Raw genomic sequence first — 18573 nt, forward strand, 5'->3', positions numbered from 1 at the left:
GACCAGACCATGACCGTCGACCCCTGCAACCTCCAGCTCCTCTACCAGGGCCGCAACCCCAACTCCGACGGCGTCGAGTACGGCCTGCTGCCCTACCGCCCCGGCCTGCTGACACTGCAGCGCTAGGTGACACACGATCCGGCCCGGAGCGCTCCTGGCGACGTTCACCGCGAGGACGCACACCCCATCGGGTGAACACCGACCGGGACCGGGGCGGAACCGGCCCGGGCGGGCTCGGCACGAGGCCGAGCCCGCCCGGGTCACGTACATCGCCGAAACCACCGGAGCCCCGGTGTCCGGCCTGCCTCTCCACGCCGAACCCGCCTGTTGACGCCGGGAGCGTACGAGCACGCGCCCGCAGACGCCCCGGCAACCGAAAGGACACAACGTGAAACGCAGGCTCAGGGCCATACTGGCGGCCGCCACCTTGCCCCTGGTGATCGCGGGGTTGCTCCTGGCGGTCCGGCCCGCCGCGGCCGCGTCGCTGACCCAGGTGACCAACTTCGGCAACAACCCGACGAACCTGAACATGTACATCTACGTGCCGGACAGGGTCGCGGCACGGCCGGCGATGCTGGTCATGGTCCACTACTGCACCGGCACGGCCGCCGGGGTCTTCAACAGCGTCGGGCGTGACTACGTGACCGCGGCGGACCGGTACGGGTACATCATCGTGGTTCCCGAGGCCACCCGGGAGGGACGATGCTTCGACGTCTCCACCCCGGCCGCGCTCAGGCGCGACGGCGGCGGCGACTCCACCGGAATCATGTCCATGGCCGCGTGGGCCCGGCAGCGTCACAACGTCGACCCCGCCCGCATCGTGGTCAGCGGCTTCTCCTCCGGCGCGATGATGACCAACGTGCTCGCCGCCCAGTACCCGGACGTGTTCACGGCCGCCGCCGCGTTCTCCGGCGTCCCCGCCGGGTGCTTCGCCACCACCAACGGATCGCTGTGGAACAGCCAGTGCTCCGGCGGGAACCTCGTCAAGACCGCGCAGCAGTGGGGCGACCAGGCGCGGGCGATGTATCCCGGGTACACCGGCCGCTATCCCCGGATGCAGCTGTGGCACGGCAACACCGACACCACGCTCTCCTACGCCAACTTCGGCGAGGAGATCAAGCAGTGGACCAACCTGCACGGATCGGGCCAGACACCGGCGTTCACCGACAGCCCCCGATCGGGCGTGACCCGGACCCGGTACGGCGCCACCACGACCCAGGCTCCGGTCGAGGCGTTCAGCTTCGCGGGCTACGGCCACTCCCTGCCGCTGGACGGCATGTTCCCCCATGCCATCACGTTCCTGGGCCTCGACGGCGGCACGGACCCGTCGCCCACACCGACGCCGACTCCGACGCCGACGGTGACCCCGACTCCGGGGACCGCGGGCGCGATCCGCGGGGTGGGCTCGGGCCGGTGCCTGGACGTGAGCGGCGTCTCACAGGCCAACGGCGCCCAGGTACAGCTCTGGGACTGCAACGGCCAGACCAACCAGCAGTGGACGACCACCGGCGCCGGTGAGCTACGCGTCTACGGCAACAAGTGCCTGGACGTGGCCAACCAGAGCACCGCCAACGGCGCCCTGGTCCAGATCTGGGACTGCAACGGCCAGAACAACCAGAAATGGCGCCTCAACTCCGACGGCACCATCACCGCCATCGGCGCCGGCAAATGCCTGGACGTACCCAACAGCGCCACCGCCAACGGCACCAGGCTCGCCATCTGGACCTGCAACGGCGGCGCCAACCAGCGCTGGACCCGGACTTGACCCCACCCGGGCGCGCCCGGCCATCCCGGCCGGGCGCCCTGGGCGGGTTCTTCGCACGATTCGGCCGGAAACCGGCCCGCGGGTGACCGGCCCGCGGGTGACCGGCCCGCGGGTGACCGGCCCGCGGGTGACCGGCGCGACGGCGTCGGGCGCGCCGTCCGCGCCGTCCATGTGGTCCGCGCCGTCCATGTGGTCCGTACCGTCTGCTTGGTCCGCTTACGGGGAGTCAGTCCGTCGACGAGAAGATGCGCTGCTGGATCTCTCTGCGGTAGTCGTCCAGCGTGTTGTCGATGTGTGTCGCCGCGGCCTGGGCCGCCGCTTCCGGGTCGCCGGCGCGGATGGCCTGGTAGATGGCGTCGTGTTCCTCGACGGCCTTGGCCGCGTGCCCGCCTATCGAGCCGCGCAGCCCGATGAGGTTGGACTGGGCCTGCAGCCGTCGGACCTCCCGCACCGCTATCTGGAGGAACATGTTGTGCGAGGCCGTCGCGATGGCGGCGTGGAAGGCGTCGTCGCCCTCGTTGAACAGGTCCTCGCGTCCGTTGTCGAACCCGTAGCGGCACACCCCGGCCGACTTCTCGATGTCCCCCAGCTCCGCCGGGGTGGCGCGGCGGGCGGCCAGCCGGCTGGTCTCCATCTCCTGGGCCCGCCGGAACTCGAAGAGCATGTAGACGTGGTCCAGGTCGGTGGGCAGGAAGAAGGACGCCCAGCGCCCGGTGCCGAGCATGCCCTCGTCGTCGGCCACGTAGAGGCCACGGCCCTTCTGGGCGCGCACCCGGCCGAGCGCGGAGAGTATCTTCACCGCCTCGCGCACGACGGTCCGGCTCGTGCCCAGCTGCCGGGCCAGCTCGTTCTCGGTGGGCATGCGGTCGCCGGGCCGCAGGCGCAACCGGCTGATCAACTCCAGCACCTGCTCCGCGGCCACCTCATAGCCCGGCCGGTACACGCCTTCCGCGCGCGGAGTATCGACCACGCTGCCGCTCCCTCCCTGCCACCACCTCCTCAAGGGTACGACCAACCGGGGTCCGGATCAGCACAATCTTTCCCGACCTCTGCGGCATTGAATGCTACACATCTGGCCACATCACCTGATCCTTGAACCGGCTGGAGGAAAGGGAAAGCCCTCTACCTGCGATTAGTCTCGAAAGAGTTCCCACCCTGACAAAGCTCCCCTTGTGAGGAGTCAGAAATAAGTGGGCTTAAGGTCTTGACGCGCCTCGGCATGAGGAACGTAATTAGTAGCTAAGTCTCCGGGACGCCTCCTGTCGGAGGTTCCCCATCGGCTGGACCGCGTCTGGAGTGGGGCACTCCATGGCGGTGACGCGAACGGTTCCGGCCACCTCGGACCAGGGCGCGGTTGTTCGGCGACACCGGCGAGGACCCGCCGGGCGTGTGTCGGCGCGTGGGCCGACGAAACGGCGTTGAGCCGCCTCGCCGACCGGCCGCGGCTCCCACCCCCAATGAAGGAGATCAAAGTGGTGTCCCCATCCAGATGTGCCGATGCCCGAGCCACAGGAGAAGTCACGTGATGTCGAAGCGCGGATCCCTCCTCGGGGCGATCGCGGCCGCGGCGATCCTCGTCCTGTCCACGGCTCACGCGGCGCTGAGCAACAGCGTCGGCGCGACCGCGTCGTCCACGGGTGCCGCCGCCCTCGCGCCGACCGCCGGGTGCGGCAAGGCCCCGGCGCTGGCGAGTGGCACGCACACGATCCAGAGCGGCGGCAAGACCCGCTCCTACATCCTGAGACTCCCCGACAACTACAACAACACCACGCCCTACCGGGTGTTCTTCGGGTTCCACTGGCGGGGCGGCACGATGAACGAGATCGACTCGGGCGGCACCAGCGGCTACCCCTGGTCCTTCTACGGCATGCGGCAGCAGTCGAACAACAACGGGATCTTCGTCGCGCCCCAGGGCATCGGCAACGGCTGGGCCAACTCCGGCAACGAGGACGTGGTCCTCGTCGACGACCTGAACAGGCTGCTCGACTCCTCGCTGTGCGTCGACACCACGCAGCGCTTCGCCATGGGCTTCAGCTACGGCGGCGGGATGAGCTACTCGCTCGCGTGCAGCAGGGCGACGGTCTTCCGCGCGGTCGCGGTCTACGCCGGCGCGCAGCTCAGCGGGTGCAGCGACGGCTCCCAGCCCATCGCGTACATGGGACTGCACGGCATCACCGACAACGTCCTCAACATCTCCCAGGGACGGTCGCTGCGCGACAGGTTCGTCAGGAACAACGGCTGCACCGCCCAGAACCCGCCCGAGCCGGGGTCGGGCAGCAGGACGCACATCACCACCACCTACTCGGGGTGCCGATCCGGGTACCCGGTCGTGTGGGCCGCCTTCGACAACGGTCACATGCCCGGCCCGGTCGACGGGACCTACGCCGAGAGCGGCATCACGACCTGGACCAAGGGAGAGGTGTACAGGTTCTTCTCCCAGTTCGGAGGCACCCAGCCTCCTGACCCCACGCCGACTCCGACGCCGACGGTGACCCCGACTCCGGGGACCGCGGGCGCGATCCGCGGGGTGGGCTCGGGCCGGTGCCTGGACGTGAGCGGCGTCTCACAGGCCAACGGCGCCCAGGTACAGCTCTGGGACTGCAACGGCCAGACCAACCAGCAGTGGACGACCACCGGCGCCGGTGAGCTACGCGTCTACGGCAACAAGTGCCTGGACGTGGCCAACCAGAGCACCGCCAACGGCGCCCTGGTCCAGATCTGGGACTGCAACGGCCAGAACAACCAGAAATGGCGCCTCAACTCCGACGGCACCATCACCGCCATCGGCGCCGGCAAATGCCTGGACGTACCCAACAGCGCCACCGCCAACGGCACCAGGCTCGCCATCTGGACCTGCAACGGCGGCGCCAACCAGCGCTGGACCCGGACCTGACCCCCCTTCCTTGACGCTTCGAGGCACCTCCAGGATCCCTCGCCGGGGAAAGCGACGCCCCGGCGAGGGATCCCCTCTCATGGCAGGGCCACTCCCGCGTGCCCGTCCCGGCGGGCCGGCGCGGCCGTCCGCGTGCGGACGGCCGCGCCGAAGGAGTGTCACCCGGGCCGTGAGCGCGCCGCGCGCTCGGCGCGACGGTGCCACGAGCACCGGAGTCACACCCGCCGGACCAGCTCCGGCGGGATGTCTCACCGGCCGTTTCCCCCACCCCCCACATAAGGAAGTCCCGTGTTCGAATTCTCCTACCCCGCGATGCGGAGGCTGGTGCTGGCCGGGGCGGCCGCGATCGGGTTGACCGCCGCGGCCGCTCTGGTGGCGCCGGTCTCCCCCGCCTCGGCGGCCACCACGACCCTGTACGCCTCCCCCTCCGGCACCGGCACCACCTGCTCCACGGCCCAGCCGTGCTCGTTGCCCGCCGCGCAGACCGCGGTGCGGGCGCTCACCGGCGCGATGTCCGGTGACATCGTCGTGGAGCTGGCGGCCGGGACGTACCGGCTCTCGGCGCCGCTACGGCTGACCGCCGCCGACTCGGGCAACAACGGCTACAGCGTCAAGTGGCAGGCCGCCTCGGGCGCCCGTCCCGTGATCAGCGGCGCCAGGGCGGTCACCGGCTGGTCGCTCGCCGACTCCGGGAAGAACATCTGGCGGGCCAACGTCGGCACCGGGACCGACACCCGGCAGCTGTACGTCAACGGCGCCATCGCCACCCGCGCCCGCACCCAGGTGAACCGGGCGGACTTCACCGCGAACAGCAACGGCCTGTCCTTCACCAACGGGGCCCTGGGGTATCTGAACAACCTCGCCAACAAGAGCCGGGTCCAGCTGGAGAGCGTCAACTCGTTCACCGACCGGTACGTGTCGGTGCAGAACATCACCGGGAACTTCATCTCGATGCAGCAGCCCGGCTGGAGCAACAACAACTTCGGCTACGACACCTTCACCAGCCCGCACCGGGCGGGCCCGCTCTACCTGGCCAACGCCTACGAGTTCCTCGACTCGCCGGGCGAGTGGTACATCGAGCCCTGGACCGGCGAGCTCTTCTACATCCCGCTCTCCGGGCAGAACATGAGCAGCGTCAGTGTGGAGCTGCCGCAGTTGCAGTCCCTCGTGAACGTCGGGGGCACCTACGACGCACCCGCGCACCACATCGCGTTCACCGGGATCACGTTCACCGGCACGACCTGGATGGCGCCGAGCGGCAACCAGGGCTACGTGGACCAGCAGACCGGCGTCTACATGGCCGGCAACTGGAGCTGGCCAGCCTTCACCTCCTGCCACAACGGCTGCCCGCAGTTCGAGGCCACCCGGCCGAACTGGTACCAGATGCCCGCCGCCGTGCAGGTGTCCGCCGCCAACAACGTCACCTTCAGCGACTCGCAGTTCTTCAACCTGGGGCAGACGGCCATCGGCATCGGCAACGACGCCAACGGTCACACCAGCGGTGTCGGCCTGGGCGCGAGCAACATCACCGTCACCCGCTCCGAGATCGCCCGCAACTCGGCCGGCGGAATCGTGGTCGGCGGCGTGCGCGCCGACGCGCACCACCCGAGCGACCAGCGGATGGTCAACCGGAACATCACCGTCAGCAACAACCGCATCCACGACCTCGGCGTGGAGTATCGAGGCATCGTCTCGGTCCTGACCACCTACGTCAGCACCGCCGCCATCACCAACAACGAGGTCTACAACATGCCCTACACCGGCATGTCGATCGGGTACGGCTGGGGCGCCAACGACGCCGGCGGCAGCAACCACTACGCCGACCGCGGCCTGTACAACTACCAGCCGAGGTACACCACGGCAACCACCGCGTCCAACAACCGGCTCTCCGGAAACTACGTGCACGACGTCATGCAGCAGATGAACGACGGCGGATGCATCTACACGCTGTCGGCGAACTCGGGCGGGCTGATCAGCGACAACTACTGCCTGCGGACCAACGGCTACTTCGGCGTCTACTTCGACGAGGGCTCCCGGTACTACACCGCCCGCAACAACGTCTTCTCCTCCACCGGCACCTGGGCCACCGCCAACTACTGGTTCGCCGAGAACATGGGGAACTTCACCGTCACCGGCAACTGGTCGACCAACGGCAGCACCAACGTCACCAACGGCGACCGAGGCAACGTCGTGAACAACAACGTCACGGTCACCAACGGCAACTGGCCCTCGGGCGCCCAGGCCGTGATGGCGGCCGCCGGGCCCCAGGGAAGCACCCCCACCCAGGGTGTGCAGCTCGTCGGGGCCCAGTCGAACCGCTGCCTCGACGTGCCCAACGCGACCACCACCAACGGCACCCAGACCCAGCTGTGGGACTGCGGCAGCGGCACCAACCAGCGCTGGACCCACACCTCGGGCAAGCAGCTTCAGGTGTACGGCAACAAGTGCCTGGACGCCAACGGGCAGGGCACCGCCAACGGCACCCAGGCCATCATCTGGGACTGCAACGGCGGCACCAACCAGCAGTGGAACGTCAACTCCGACGGCAGCATCACCGGCGTGCAGTCCGGCAGGTGCCTGGAGGCGACCAACTTCGGGACCGGCAACGGGACCAAGGTCCAGCTGTGGTCCTGCACCGGCACGAGCAGCCAGAAATGGACCCTGCGCAGCTGATCAAGCCGGTCTCACAACCTTCGCCGGGACGGTCCGCCGTCCCGGCGAGGACCATCGTCCGAACGTCCCGGCCGCGGAAGGCCGGGACCGGGAGGCCGCCCCGGACGAACCCACCCGTCCGGGGCGGCCCGGGGACGTCGTCACCGCAACGCGGTGCCGGGCGTCCCCCGCCCCGACGACACCACCGACACGAGGGAAGAGCGCCGTATGAGCAGGCCGGGCGACATCGACGACCTCCTGCAGTACCTGGAACGCGAGGGCTTGATCCTCCACCTCGGCGTCGGTGACGCCACCGTGTGGTTCGCCGCCGAGTCGCGCGAGCGGATGATCGCCGAGCGGCTGGCGATGCTGCCCGACGAGCCCCTGGTGAGCGTCGCCACGGCCGCCGCGGTGCTCAACGTTCCGCACTCCCACGTCATCGCCGAGGTCCGCGCCGCCACCCTGGCCGGCCACGACGGCGGCCGGCAGGTCCGGGTGCGGCGCGAGGCCCTGGTGCAGCGCATCACCGCCCTGGGTCTGCGCCACCCGGCGCCCGCCACCGAGCCCTCGGACCTTCCCGACAGCCCCGCGCGGGGAAAAGCGCGTTCGTAGCCACCGGAGGCCGTCATGACCGAGCGGGGTCCGCGCTCAGCGCTCCAGGCGTACGGGTTCGCCCGGCCCGCCGCGACGGACGAGCCAGGCGTCGGTGATGTGGTTGAACGTCGCCTCGGCGGCGCCGTCGGGGTCGTGGGCGGCGATGCGCTCGTAGATGCGGCGGTGGCCGAGGTTGGACGCCACGCACAGGGCCCGCTGGGGCTGGCCCATGTAGCGGGCGGTGTTGATGACCTGGCTCTCCAGGGCCCGCACCACGCCCCGGGCGATGCGGTTCCCGGACGCCTGCATGATCACGTCGTGGAAGGCGCGGTCGTGCTCGGCGTACGTGACGTGGTCGTCCACGAGCTCGTCCATCCGATCCACCAGCGCCCGCAGCCGGTCGACGGTGTCCTGGTCCGCGAAGCGGGCGGCGAGGTTCGCCATGTCGGACTCCAGCACCCGCCGGGTGATGACGAGGTCGTCGAGGATCGCCAGGCTCTCGTCCTCGGCGATGGTCGCCGCGAGGACGAGCTCGTCGAGCATGTCCCACTGCGTCGGCGGGGTGACTATGGTGCCGCTGCCCTGGCGGACCTGCACCAGCCCCTTCTCCTGAAGGATCTTCACCGCCTCGCGGACGACGGTCCGGCTCACCGAGAAGGCGTCGCACAGCGCGGGTTCGGCGGGCAGCGGCGTGCCCGGGGGGTGCACTCCCCGCACGATGCGCTCCACCAGCTCCGCCGTCACCGCCCTGGCGAGGTTGGCCGGCCGCCGTACCCAGGCCGGCGGGGGCGCGGCGCTCGGCGGCGACTCCTGCGATGTCGTCATATCTCCTCCGGTGCCGCGGGCGGCGCCACATTTCGACGTCAGTATATGCCACACATATTGACGTCAGACGTCATACGAATTACGTTTCGCCTCAAACCGCGGCCGGGCGAGCCGGCCGTCCTCTGGAAAGCGAACAGCAATGAAGCAGCGAACACTGTGGTCTGCCATCTTGGTCGCGGGGCTGGCCTTAGCCGGCTGCGGAAGCGCCACCCGGCCCGCGTCGTCGCCGAGCGAATCCGGCAGCAAGGTCACGAAGCTCGTGGTCTGGGACTGGAAGTCCGGTGACGCGGCCGCGGCCTCCTACGTCCAGAAGGCGAAGGACGACTTCGCCAAGAAGCACCCCGGCGTCACGGTCGAGTTCGTGGCCCAGCCGTTCGACCAGTACTACACCCTGCTGGGCGCGGCCATCCAGTCCAGCACGGGGCCGGACGTCATGCTCTTCAACGGAGGCGGCCAGATCCGCGACCGCGTGGACTCGCTCCTCCCGCTCGACCAGTACGTGGCCGAGGACAAGGAGCGCCTGGCGGGCTGGGACGCGTTCAGCAAGGACGGCAAGGTCTACGGCGCGCCGGTGACGTTGCAGGGCCACCCGATCTACTACAACAAGACGCTGTACGAGAAGGCCGGACTCGACCCGGCGAGCCCCGCCACGACGTGGAAGGAGTTCGTCGACGACTGCGGCACCATCAAGCAGAAGACCGGGGCCGACTGCTTCGCGCTCGGCAACAAGGAGGGCGCCGGCATCCAGTTCTTCATGTCGGGCCTGGGCTCGGGCATCCTGACGGCGCAGGAGTACGACGACTGGATCGCCGGCAAGCGCGCCTGGGACTCCCCCAACGTCAAGCAGATCTTCAAGCTGTGGAAGGAGGCCGGCGACTCGGGGCTGAACAACAAGGGGGCCAACTCGACCGCGATGTTCAACGACGCCTTCACGGTCTTCAACTCCGGCAAGGCCGCCCACATCATCGGGCTGATGTCGGACATCGGGCACTGGAAGGACTTCAGCGAGTTCCTGGGGGCCGACAAGGTCGGCGTCATGTCGTCCCCGGTCGTCACCGGCGGAACCACCCCGAGCCTCGCGTACGACGGCGGCATCGGCTACGCGGTCGCGAAGTGGGCGAAGGACCCGAAGCTGGCCGCCGACATGGTGCGGTCGCTGACCACGACCGACGCCCTGACCTCCTTCTACGCCGACGCCGGCGCGATCGCGTCCGACACCACGATCGACGTGTCGCAGGGCCCCGCGGCCGTCGGCACGCTCGTGTCGCAGCTCAAGGAGGGCAAGCCCGCCCTGCACGTCGCGTTGTCCTCCAAGACCCTGGATCTGATGGGAAGGCTGTCCCAGCAGCTCCTGAGCGGATCGGCGACCGTCGACGAGGTGGTGGAGCAGCTGGCCGCCTCGGACAGGGCGAGCTGATCCTGTGCCGATCCGAGATTCTTCACCGCTGGTCCGCCCGGTCGGCCCCGGGCGGACCGGCGGAGGGGGGACCAACCGGCGGGAACGCCGTGACGACACCGGGACCGTCTCCCGGCCGTCCTCCCGCACGTGGCGTTCCGAGCGTCTCGCGCCCTACGTCCTGGTGGCCCCGGCCCTGCTGATCATCGTGGCGCTGCGGCTGTGGCCGCTGCTGCTGGGCGTCAACTTCTCCTTCACGGGCGACGGCGAGCGCAACGGCATGATGGTCGGCCTCGACAACTACCTGGAGATGTTCCAGGACGCCACGTTCCAGAGCGCGCTGCGCAACGTCGGGCTGCTGGTGCTGCTGCTTCCCGTGGCGGTGGCCATTCCCGGCCTGCTCGCGACGTTCATCTACCTGCGTGTGCCCGGCCACCGGGTCTTCCGCAGCGTCTACTTCTTCCCGGCCGTGCTCTCACCGGTGATCGTCGGCGCGATCTTCAACCTCATGCTCGCCTTCGACGGCCCGTTGAACACCGCCCTCGCGACGATCGGCATCGGCCCGGTCGACTGGCTCGGCGACCCGGACGTCGCCATGTTCGCGGTCGTCGGCGTGCACGTCTGGGCGACGTTCGGGATGGCGCTGGTGGTGTTCCTCGCCGGGTTCGCCACCCTGGACCCCGCGCTCCTGGACGCGGCCCGGGTGGACGGCGCGTCGCTCCCCCAGATCATCTGGCACGTGATCATCCCGGGCCTGACCCGCACCATCCAGTTCGTCTTCGTGACCACGATGATCGGGATGCTGACGTCCATGTTCGGCCTGCTGTACGTCATGACCAGCGGGGGGCCGGAGGGGTCCACCTACCTGCCGGAGTACTACGTCTGGATCCAGCAGGGACAGATGAACCGCCCCGCGCTCGCCTCGGCCGCCTCGACGGCCCTCTTCCTCATCATGCTCGTGGTGGGACTCATGCAGATCAGCGTGCTCCGCCGCGCCGGAAGGGAGGACTGATGTCCGGCAGCCGCCTGACCAGGTGGGTGCTCGCCGTTCCGATGGCGCTCCTCGCGCTGGCGACGATCTACCCCCTCGTGTTCACCACCAACGTCGCCATGAAGACCCGGCGTGAGTACGTCCTCGACCGGTTCTCCCCGACGACCTCCCTGCAGCTGGACAACATCGTCACCGCGTGGACGAGCGTCGGCATGGCGCGGTACTTCGTCAACTCGCTCATCGTGGTGACGATCTCGGTGGTCCTGCTGCTGCTCCTCGGGTCGATGGCGGGCTTCGCGCTGAGCCAGCTGCGGTTCCGCGGCTCCAAGGCGCTCTTCCTGGGCTGTCTCGCGGCCCTGTTCATCCCGTTCCAGGTGATCATGGTGCCGCTCGCCCGGGTGATGGCGGACAGCGGCCTCATCGACACCTACCCGGGGCTGATCCTGGCCTACGTCGCGCAGTTCCTCCCGTTCACGATCTTCCTGATGACGAGTTACTACAAGACCGTCCCAGGGGAGATCATTGACGCGGCGAGAATCGACGGGAACACGACGTACGGCGTCTACCGGCGGGTCATGCTGCCGATAGGCACTCCGGCCCTGCTCTCGGTCGGCATCCTCAACGCCCTGTTCTGCTGGAACGACGTGCTCATCTCGCTGCTGATGATGCCCTCGGCCGACCACCGCACCCTCATGGTCGGGGTCACCTCGCTGCGCGGGCAGTACTCCGACGACATCCCCACCTTCGCCTCCGGGGTGTTGATCGCCGCCGTGCCCGTGCTGATGGTCTATCTCTTTCTCCAACGTCAGATCGCCGACGGCGTCACCGCCGGTTCCACGAAGGGCTGACATGCGTATTTCGGGGTATCGCACTTTCACGACGGTCCAGGAATGGGACCGCCCGGTCGGTGACGCCAACGGCGTCTACGCCGACGGGGTCGTTCCGGTGTCGCTCATCGTCGTCGACACCGACGAGGGGATCAGCGGCGTCGGCGTCGGGCCGCACGTGGAGCTGGACAACGTCTTCGCCGCCATCGAGGGTGAGGATCCGCGCGGCGTCACCGCGCTGTACGACCGCATGCTGCGGCAGACCTTCAAGGCGGGCCACGCGGGCGCGGTGTTCGGGACCATCGGCGCGCTCGACACCGCCCTGTGGGACATCAAGGCGAAGGCGGCCGGCGAACCGCTCTGGCGCCTGCTGGGCGGGCGCGACAGGCGGGTTCCCGCCTACGCCTCGGGCCTGGACATCGGCCTGACCGACGACGAGCTCGTCTCGGTGTACCAGGTCTACGCCCAGCACGGCCTGCGGGCGGCCAAGCTCAAGGGCGGCCTCGACATCGAGCGGGACCGCCACCGCCTGACGCTGGTCCGGGAGGTCCTGACCGAGGCGGGGCACGGGAGGCGGCCGGGCCTGATGCTCGACGCGAACGAGGCCTGGTCGCGCAAGCAGGCGATCCGGCACGTCTGCGAGCTCGAGCGCACCCTGGACCTCACCTGGGTCGAGGAGCCCGTCCGGCGGTGGGACGCCGAGGGCCTGGCCGTCGTCGGCCGCGGGATCCGCGCGTCGGTCGCCACCGGGGAGAACCTCACCGGGCTGGAGCAGTACCGTCCGCTGCTGGCCTCGGGTGCCGTCGACATCGTCCAGACGGCCGTGGTCTGGGGGATCACCCATTTCCTGCGGGTGTCCGCCCTGGCGCACGCCCACGACCTGCCGGTCAGCCCGGTCGGCAACGTCCCGGCCGGCCTGCTGCACGCCGCGACGTCGGTGCCGAACCACATCGCCAGCGAGCTGCAGGACCTGCGGCCGCCGCTCGGGGTGTCCGTCGACCTGTACGTCGAGGACGGCGCCTTCGTCCTCGGGGACTCGCCCGGCCTGGGTCTCACGATCGACGAGGGCGCCATCACGGGGCTCACCCGGCGGCCGGGCACCCTGTCGGCCGACGGTCCCGGCGTCCGGCCGGAACAGGCCGGACGCCGGCTGCTGGCGGTGTCCGACAACGGTCATCTCGCGCAGCAGCGCCTGCTCGCCCCCCTGGTCATGGACGGTCAGCACCGGACGCTGAGCTGAGTCCCGCCGTTCGGCGCCGGCCTCCCATGACGCATCCCGTACCGGAAGAAGGGAACGCACGTGTGTCCGTCACCCGTGCCGCACGGACGTACACCGGCCGCGACCCGGGCGGAGGCCGCCCGGGCGGGCCACACGATCGTGGTCGCGCCCACCGGGGCCGCGAACGCCGACGACGAGGGGCCGGGGAGTGCGGACCGGCCGCTGGCGACCCTGGAGGAGGCACAGGGACGGGCGCGTGACGTCGCGGCCGAGGGGGACCGCGACGTCACCGTCCTGCTCCTGGACGGCACCTACCGGCTGGCCTCGCCGCTGCGCCTCGGCGCCGCCGACTCCGGCCGCGACGGACACACCGTGACCTGGAGGGCGGCGCGCGGCGCCCGGCCCGTGCTGAGCGGCGCCCGGCCCGTCACCGGCTGGGAGCCCGACGGCCCCGGCGGCCCCGGCGGCCCCGACGGCCCCGACGGCGCGGTCACGGGCGTCTACCGGGCCCACGTCGGCACCGGGTTCGACAGCCGGCAGCTCTACGTCGACGGGGTCCCGGCGCAGCGCGCGCGGATCGAGCTGGCGCCCGGCGACATCACGCTGACCCCGACCGGCTTCACCGTCGGCAACCCGGACCTCGCCTACCTGGCCGCCCTGCCCGACCAGGGGCGCATCGACTTCCAGGCGCGGCTGACGTTCACCAACCGGTTCTCGCCGGTGCGGAGCGTCTCCGGCTCGACGGTCGTCATGCGGCAGCCCGCCTGGGACAACAACACCTACGGCTACGACACCGTCCAGGCCCCGTTCCGCACGCCGAGGTTCTTCCTGCTCAACTCCAGGGGCTTCCTGACCGAGCCCGGCGAGTGGTATCTGGACACCGCGACGGGAACGCTCTACTACAAGCCCCTCCCCGGGCAGGAGATCTCGCGCGCGCGGGTGGAGCTGCCGCGGCTGGAGTCGCTGCTCCAGGTCGGCGGCACCTACGACGAGCCCGCCCGCGACCTGCGCTTCGAGGGCCTGACCTTCACCGGCACCACGTGGCTGCGGCCCGCCTCGCCCGACGGGTACGCGAACCAGCAGACCGGCGTGTTCCTCAGCGGCGTCCAGCCCCACCGGCCGGCCGGCGCGTTCACCTCGTGCTCCTCCGGCTGCGCGGGATTCGAGGCCTCTCGTGACGGCTGGGAGCAGGCGGCCGCGGCGGTGCAGGTGTCGGCGGCGGAGGACATCGCGTTCGTCGGCTGCTCCTTCGTCAACCTCGGTTCCGTCGGGCTCGGCATCGGCAACGACGCGGGTGCCTGCGCCACCGGCGTGGGACTGGGCGCGCACCGGGTCTCGGTCGTGGGGAGCACGTTCACCGCGAGCGCCGGCGGCGGCATCGTGGCCGGCGGCGTGGGCCCCGACGCGCACCACCCGTCCGACCCGCGCATGGTCAACAGCGACATCACGCTCCGCGACAACCGCGTCCACGCGACCGCGCTGGAGTACCTGGACCAGGCCGCGATCTTCGCCAGCTACGTCACGCGGCTGGCCGTCGAGCACAACCACGTCTCCGACATGCCCTACATGGGCATCGGGGTCGGTTACGGCTGGGGCGCCAACGACCCGGGAGGCAGCCCCGACTACCTCGGCCGGGGGCTCTACGACTTCCGGCCGGTCCACGACACGCCGACGACGCTGAGCGACGTCCGTATCGCGGGCAACCACGTGCGCGACGTCGTACAGGCGCTGTCGGAGGCGAGCTGCGTCTACACGCTCTCGGCGATACCCCGTAGCCGCGTCGAGGAGAACTACTGCGAGAACAGCGGGCAGCACGGCCTGTACTTCGACGAGGGTTCCCGCTATCTGAGCGTGCGCCGCAACGTGTTCCTCGACACCGCGGGGCGGTGGGCGCACGCCAACACTCAGAACGGCAACCACACCGGCGACCTCACGCTGATCGGGAACTACGTGACCGACCCCGCCGTCACCGGCATCGACGACGGCGAGCGCGGCAACGTCGTCCGCGGCAACGTCACCGTCGCCGGCGGCAACCTCCCGATCGAGGCGAGCCGGGTGATCTACAACGCGGGCCCCACCGGCCCGTACCGCGGCGCCCCCGACCCGCGGCGTCCCCCGGTGGGCGCCTTCCTCGCGGCCGATCCGGTCGCCGTGGGCGCCGGTGAGTCGACCACCCTCACCGCCACGCTGGAGAACCTGGGCGACCGTCCGGTCACCGGCCTGAACGTCTCGGTCACCGTCCCCGAGGGCTGGCGGGCCGAGCGCGCCGACGGACCGGTGGGACGCGCGCTGCCCCCCGGCGCCTCGGTCACCCGGACGTGGAAGGTCACGGCACCCGCGTCGTTCGCGCCCCCGGCCGGAGAAGTGCCCGTCAGGGCGTCGGTGGTCTTCCGGGCCGGTGAGACCGATCACGTCCTGAACCGGTCGCTGACGCTGACCGCGTCCGGACATCCAACCGCCTGACGGCAGGCCGGCACGCCGTCCGCATCGTCACGACCGGGAAGGCCGGCATCGACCACTCGGAATCCGGCGTCGTGGCCTCGGCCTGGCGGTGCCTCTTTGGCCGGTGCTGGGGATTCGCCCCAGATGCGCATATGGGCCCGCTAGGAATGTTAGCGTTCACATAAACCCAGCCGACGGAACGCTTCATTTCCATGGCCGGAATGGGTGCGCACACGGAGCCAATACGATGCGGCCGATCCGCGTCAAGGAAAGACCTTCAGCCCTTTTCCCGCACTCCCGCCCCGGCGGGTCTTCGACCGCCCTCACGAGCGACCGATCGCATCGTGCGAGACCGGCTTCGGGGTGAAGCGTTCGGCGACGGCGGTGATCCCCCGCCGTACGCGGCAGGTTCGCCACACGTCCTCCCGGCTTGGATTCCGGCGCTGGTCCGCGTCTCTGGCAGGCCACCGGCGCCGAGCGGCCCGCCCCCGCCCGCCCGCGAATGCCGCAGCGGGTTTCCCGGTTGTTCCGGGCGTCTTTCGAAAGAGCCCTTGTCTGGAATGCCCCGTCAATTTACAGTCTCACACGAGGGTCACGAAAGTCTTGCGAAACTTACCGTCATCCCGCTGACAGGTTCCACGGACGCTGCCCGCCCCCTCATTCTCCCGAAAGGGCCTCCTGTGTTGCGACTCGGATCCCGGGTGTGCACGGCACCCATCTTTGTTAGCGCTAACACATCGTGTCACCACTCTCCGCCCTCACCGAGAACGAAGCCGGCCTGAGAGCGGCGGGCCTTCTCCCCGATCTCCGGGGCGCGCCCCGGCAGGCACGTCGACGATCACGTCTGGGCGCTCGTGGCACCTCCGCCCCTGGAGTTCATCGGTGCACGAGCCCCCGGCTCCCGGCCGCACCCGGGAACAGACGCCCGGGCGCCGCCGGAGACCAGCCCTCCTGAGAGGGTCCCCCACCTCGATTTCCCTGGAGGTCCAATGCACAACGATCGCACGGTCTGTCCGATGCTCCGCCGAACGGCCGTCCTGGTGGCCGCGACGCTCATGCTCGTGGCCAACCTGGTCGGCAGCGGTTCGGCGGAGCGGGCGCTGACGTGGGACAACGGCGTCGCCGACACCCCGCCGATGGGATGGAACAGCTACGACTCGTTCAACTGGAGGGTCACCGAGGCCGACGTCCGGGCCAATGCCGACTACATGGGCACGAACCTGCGGCAGCACGGCTGGCAGTACGTCGTCATCGACTGGGCCTGGTACTACCCCGGGCAGCACAACGGCAGCCCCAACCAGGACGCGAACCTGCAGCCCCGGCTCCGGATGGACGCCAACGGGCGGCTGCTGCCCGACACCACCCGGTTCCCCTCGGCGACCGGCGCCAACGGGTTCAAGCCGCTGGCCGACCACGTGCACGCGCAGGGGCTGAAGTTCGGCGTACACCTGATGCGGGGCATTCCACGGCAGGCGGTCGCGGACAACGTGCCGATCCTCGGCACCGGCTGCCGCGCCGGCCAGATCGCCAACAACACCACCGCGGCCTGGCTCAACCTCATGTGGGGTCTGGACATGACCAACCCCTGCGCGCAGGCGTACCTCGACTCGGTGTTCCAGCTGCTGGCCTCGTGGGGGGTCGACTTCGTGAAGGTGGACGACATCGCCGCGCCGACCTACCGGCAGGCGGAGGTCGAGGGGTACCGGCTGGCGATCCAGCGCAGCGGCCGCCCGATGGTGCTGAGCCTGTCTCCCGGCGCGACGCCGCTGGCCAGCGGGTCGCACGTGCGGGCGAACGCGCATGTGGCGGATCGTCAACGATCTCTGGGACAACTGGTCGGCCCTCGACGCGTTGTTCGACCAGCTGCACAACTGGACGCCGCACCGGACGACGGGAGCCTGGCCCGACCCGGACATGATCCCGATCGGACGGCTGTCGAAGTACGGCCCGGTCGGCTCGCCGCGATACTCCAACCTCACCGCCGACGAGCAGCGCACGCTCATGACCCTGTGGGCGATCAACCGGGCGCCGCTGATGTGGGGCGGCAACCTCGTGGAGAACCGGGCGTCGGAGCTGGCGTTGATGACCAACTCCGCGGTGCTCGCGGTCGACCAGAACAGCACGAACAACCGCCGCCTCTACGGAGGGACCCGGCAGGTGTGGACCGCCGACGTGCCGAACAGCGACCACCGGTACGTCGCCCTGTTCAACCGCGAGAGCGCGACGGCCAACGTGTCGGTGAACCTCGCCGACCTCGGCATCGGCTCGGCCGTCGTGACCGACCTGTGGTCCGGCGCGAACCTCGGCACCTCGACCGGGACGTTCACCCGTTCGCTGCCTCCCCACGGTTCCGGGATCTACCGGCTGGCTCCCCAGACCACCGTCCCGACACCGGCCACCTACACGCTGACCGCACGGCACAGCGCGAAGCTGCTGGACGTCAACAACGCCGCGACGACCGACGGCGCGGACATCGTGCAGTGGACGGCGAACGGGCAGGCGAACCAGCGCTGGCGTTTCCAGGACGCCGGTGGCGGCCACTACACGGTGACGAGCGTCAGCAGCGGCAAGTGCCTGGACGTGTACGGCGGTGCCACCGCGACCGCCGACGGCGCCCGGGTGGTCCAGTGGACCTGCAACGGCGGCACCAACCAGCAGTGGCGGCTCCAGGACGCCGGCAACGGCTACGTGCGTCTGGTCGCCCGCCACAGCGACAAGTGCCTCGACGTGCTGAACGCCGGCACCGCCAACGGAACCCAGGCCGTGCAGTGGACCTGCGGCACCGGCACCAACCAGCAGTGGCTGCGCACCCAGGTGTGATCATGAGCGAAAGCCGGAAACCGCGAACCGGGCAGCGGAGAGGTCCGCGGGAACCGGCACGCCGCTCGCCCGCCGCGGTGGAACCGCCGTGACGGGGGCGGTCCACCGGAAGCGGATCCGCCCGGTCCCGCCCGGCGGGGCGCAGGCGA

Annotated in this window: 13 protein-coding genes; 11 read left to right on the plus strand and 2 right to left on the minus strand. The window is 70.0% G+C overall.

What is annotated here, in order from left to right:
* Window positions 1–9 precede the first annotated feature (9 nt).
* Window positions 10–126: a non-reducing end alpha-L-arabinofuranosidase family hydrolase gene (locus AC5L38_RS42075; RefSeq protein ID WP_495248449.1), complete on the plus strand. Its 117-nt coding sequence runs from the start codon at window positions 10–12 to the stop codon at window positions 124–126.
* 262 nt (window positions 127–388) lie between these two features.
* Window positions 389–1765 carry an extracellular catalytic domain type 1 short-chain-length polyhydroxyalkanoate depolymerase gene (locus AC5L38_RS42080; protein WP_495248425.1) on the plus strand — a complete coding sequence of 459 codons (1377 nt, stop codon included), beginning with the start codon at window positions 389–391 and terminating at the stop codon, window positions 1763–1765.
* A 226-nt stretch (window positions 1766–1991) separates the two neighbouring features.
* Here AC5L38_RS42080 and AC5L38_RS42085 read toward each other — a convergent pair whose 3' ends face one another.
* Entirely contained in the window at window positions 1992–2735 is a 744-nt protein-coding gene (locus AC5L38_RS42085) for a FadR/GntR family transcriptional regulator (RefSeq protein ID WP_389911816.1), read from the minus strand.
* 555 nt (window positions 2736–3290) lie between these two features.
* Here AC5L38_RS42085 and AC5L38_RS42090 point away from each other — a divergent pair.
* The 3 genes from AC5L38_RS42090 (at window position 3291) to AC5L38_RS42100 (ending at window position 7922) form a co-directional block, all read left to right on the plus strand.
* Window positions 3291–4658: a lectin gene (locus AC5L38_RS42090; protein ID WP_495248426.1), complete on the plus strand. Its 1368-nt coding sequence runs from the start codon at window positions 3291–3293 to the stop codon at window positions 4656–4658.
* A gap of 288 nt (window positions 4659–4946) precedes the next feature.
* Entirely contained in the window at window positions 4947–7331 is a 2385-nt protein-coding gene (locus AC5L38_RS42095) for a ricin-type beta-trefoil lectin domain protein (protein WP_495248427.1), read from the plus strand.
* A 207-nt stretch (window positions 7332–7538) separates the two neighbouring features.
* Window positions 7539–7922 carry a helix-turn-helix domain-containing protein gene (locus tag AC5L38_RS42100; protein WP_495248428.1) on the plus strand — a complete coding sequence of 128 codons (384 nt, stop codon included), beginning with the start codon at window positions 7539–7541 and terminating at the stop codon, window positions 7920–7922.
* Between the two features lie 36 nt (window positions 7923–7958).
* On the opposite strand, the gene AC5L38_RS42105 is transcribed toward AC5L38_RS42100, so the two are convergent.
* Entirely contained in the window at window positions 7959–8729 is a 771-nt protein-coding gene (locus tag AC5L38_RS42105; RefSeq protein ID WP_495248429.1) for a FadR/GntR family transcriptional regulator, read from the minus strand.
* 139 nt (window positions 8730–8868) lie between these two features.
* Here AC5L38_RS42105 and AC5L38_RS42110 point away from each other — a divergent pair, with 139 nt between their 5' ends.
* The 6 genes from AC5L38_RS42110 to AC5L38_RS42135 all read left to right on the plus strand — a co-directional run bounded on the left by AC5L38_RS42110 (window position 8869) and on the right by AC5L38_RS42135 (window position 18424).
* Window positions 8869–10146: an ABC transporter substrate-binding protein gene (locus AC5L38_RS42110; protein ID WP_495248430.1), complete on the plus strand. Its 1278-nt coding sequence runs from the start codon at window positions 8869–8871 to the stop codon at window positions 10144–10146.
* 4 nt (window positions 10147–10150) lie between these two features.
* Window positions 10151–11137, plus strand: coding sequence for a carbohydrate ABC transporter permease (locus AC5L38_RS42115; RefSeq protein ID WP_495248431.1), 987 nt, complete (start codon window positions 10151–10153; stop codon window positions 11135–11137).
* The gene (locus tag AC5L38_RS42120) at window positions 11137–11964 is read left to right on the plus strand and encodes a carbohydrate ABC transporter permease (RefSeq protein ID WP_495248432.1); all 828 of its coding nucleotides are present in this window, start codon (window positions 11137–11139) and stop codon (window positions 11962–11964) included. The genes AC5L38_RS42115 and AC5L38_RS42120 overlap by 1 nt, the downstream gene beginning before the upstream one ends.
* 1 nt (window position 11965) lies before the next feature.
* A complete protein-coding gene (locus AC5L38_RS42125; protein WP_495248433.1) occupies window positions 11966–13183 on the plus strand; it encodes a mandelate racemase/muconate lactonizing enzyme family protein in 1218 nt (405 codons plus the stop codon).
* 75 nt (window positions 13184–13258) lie between these two features.
* A complete protein-coding gene (locus AC5L38_RS42130; RefSeq protein ID WP_495248434.1) occupies window positions 13259–15625 on the plus strand; it encodes an NEW3 domain-containing protein in 2367 nt (788 codons plus the stop codon).
* A gap of 1779 nt (window positions 15626–17404) precedes the next feature.
* The gene (locus AC5L38_RS42135) at window positions 17405–18424 is read left to right on the plus strand and encodes an RICIN domain-containing protein (RefSeq protein ID WP_495248435.1); all 1020 of its coding nucleotides are present in this window, start codon (window positions 17405–17407) and stop codon (window positions 18422–18424) included.
* Window positions 18425–18573: the final 149 nt, after the last annotated feature.

It is taken from the genome of Streptosporangium nanhuense (assembly GCF_059358815.1).

Bases quoted from the DNA above. Each gene is read 5' to 3' on its own strand.
- AC5L38_RS42135 (WP_495248435.1), top strand. From the start codon at position 17,405: ATGTGGCGGATCGTCAACGATCTCTGGGACAACTGGTCGGCCCTCGAC.
- AC5L38_RS42100 (WP_495248428.1), top strand. From the start codon at position 7,539: ATGAGCAGGCCGGGCGACATCGACGACCTCCTGCAGTACCTGGAACGC.
- AC5L38_RS42120 (WP_495248432.1), top strand. From the start codon at position 11,137: ATGTCCGGCAGCCGCCTGACCAGGTGGGTGCTCGCCGTTCCGATGGCG.
- AC5L38_RS42110 (WP_495248430.1), top strand. From the start codon at position 8,869: ATGAAGCAGCGAACACTGTGGTCTGCCATCTTGGTCGCGGGGCTGGCC.
- AC5L38_RS42105 (WP_495248429.1), bottom strand. From the start codon at position 8,729: ATGACGACATCGCAGGAGTCGCCGCCGAGCGCCGCGCCCCCGCCGGCC.
- AC5L38_RS42090 (WP_495248426.1), top strand. From the start codon at position 3,291: ATGTCGAAGCGCGGATCCCTCCTCGGGGCGATCGCGGCCGCGGCGATC.
- AC5L38_RS42125 (WP_495248433.1), top strand. From the start codon at position 11,966: ATGCGTATTTCGGGGTATCGCACTTTCACGACGGTCCAGGAATGGGAC.
- AC5L38_RS42075 (WP_495248449.1), top strand. From the start codon at position 10: ATGACCGTCGACCCCTGCAACCTCCAGCTCCTCTACCAGGGCCGCAAC.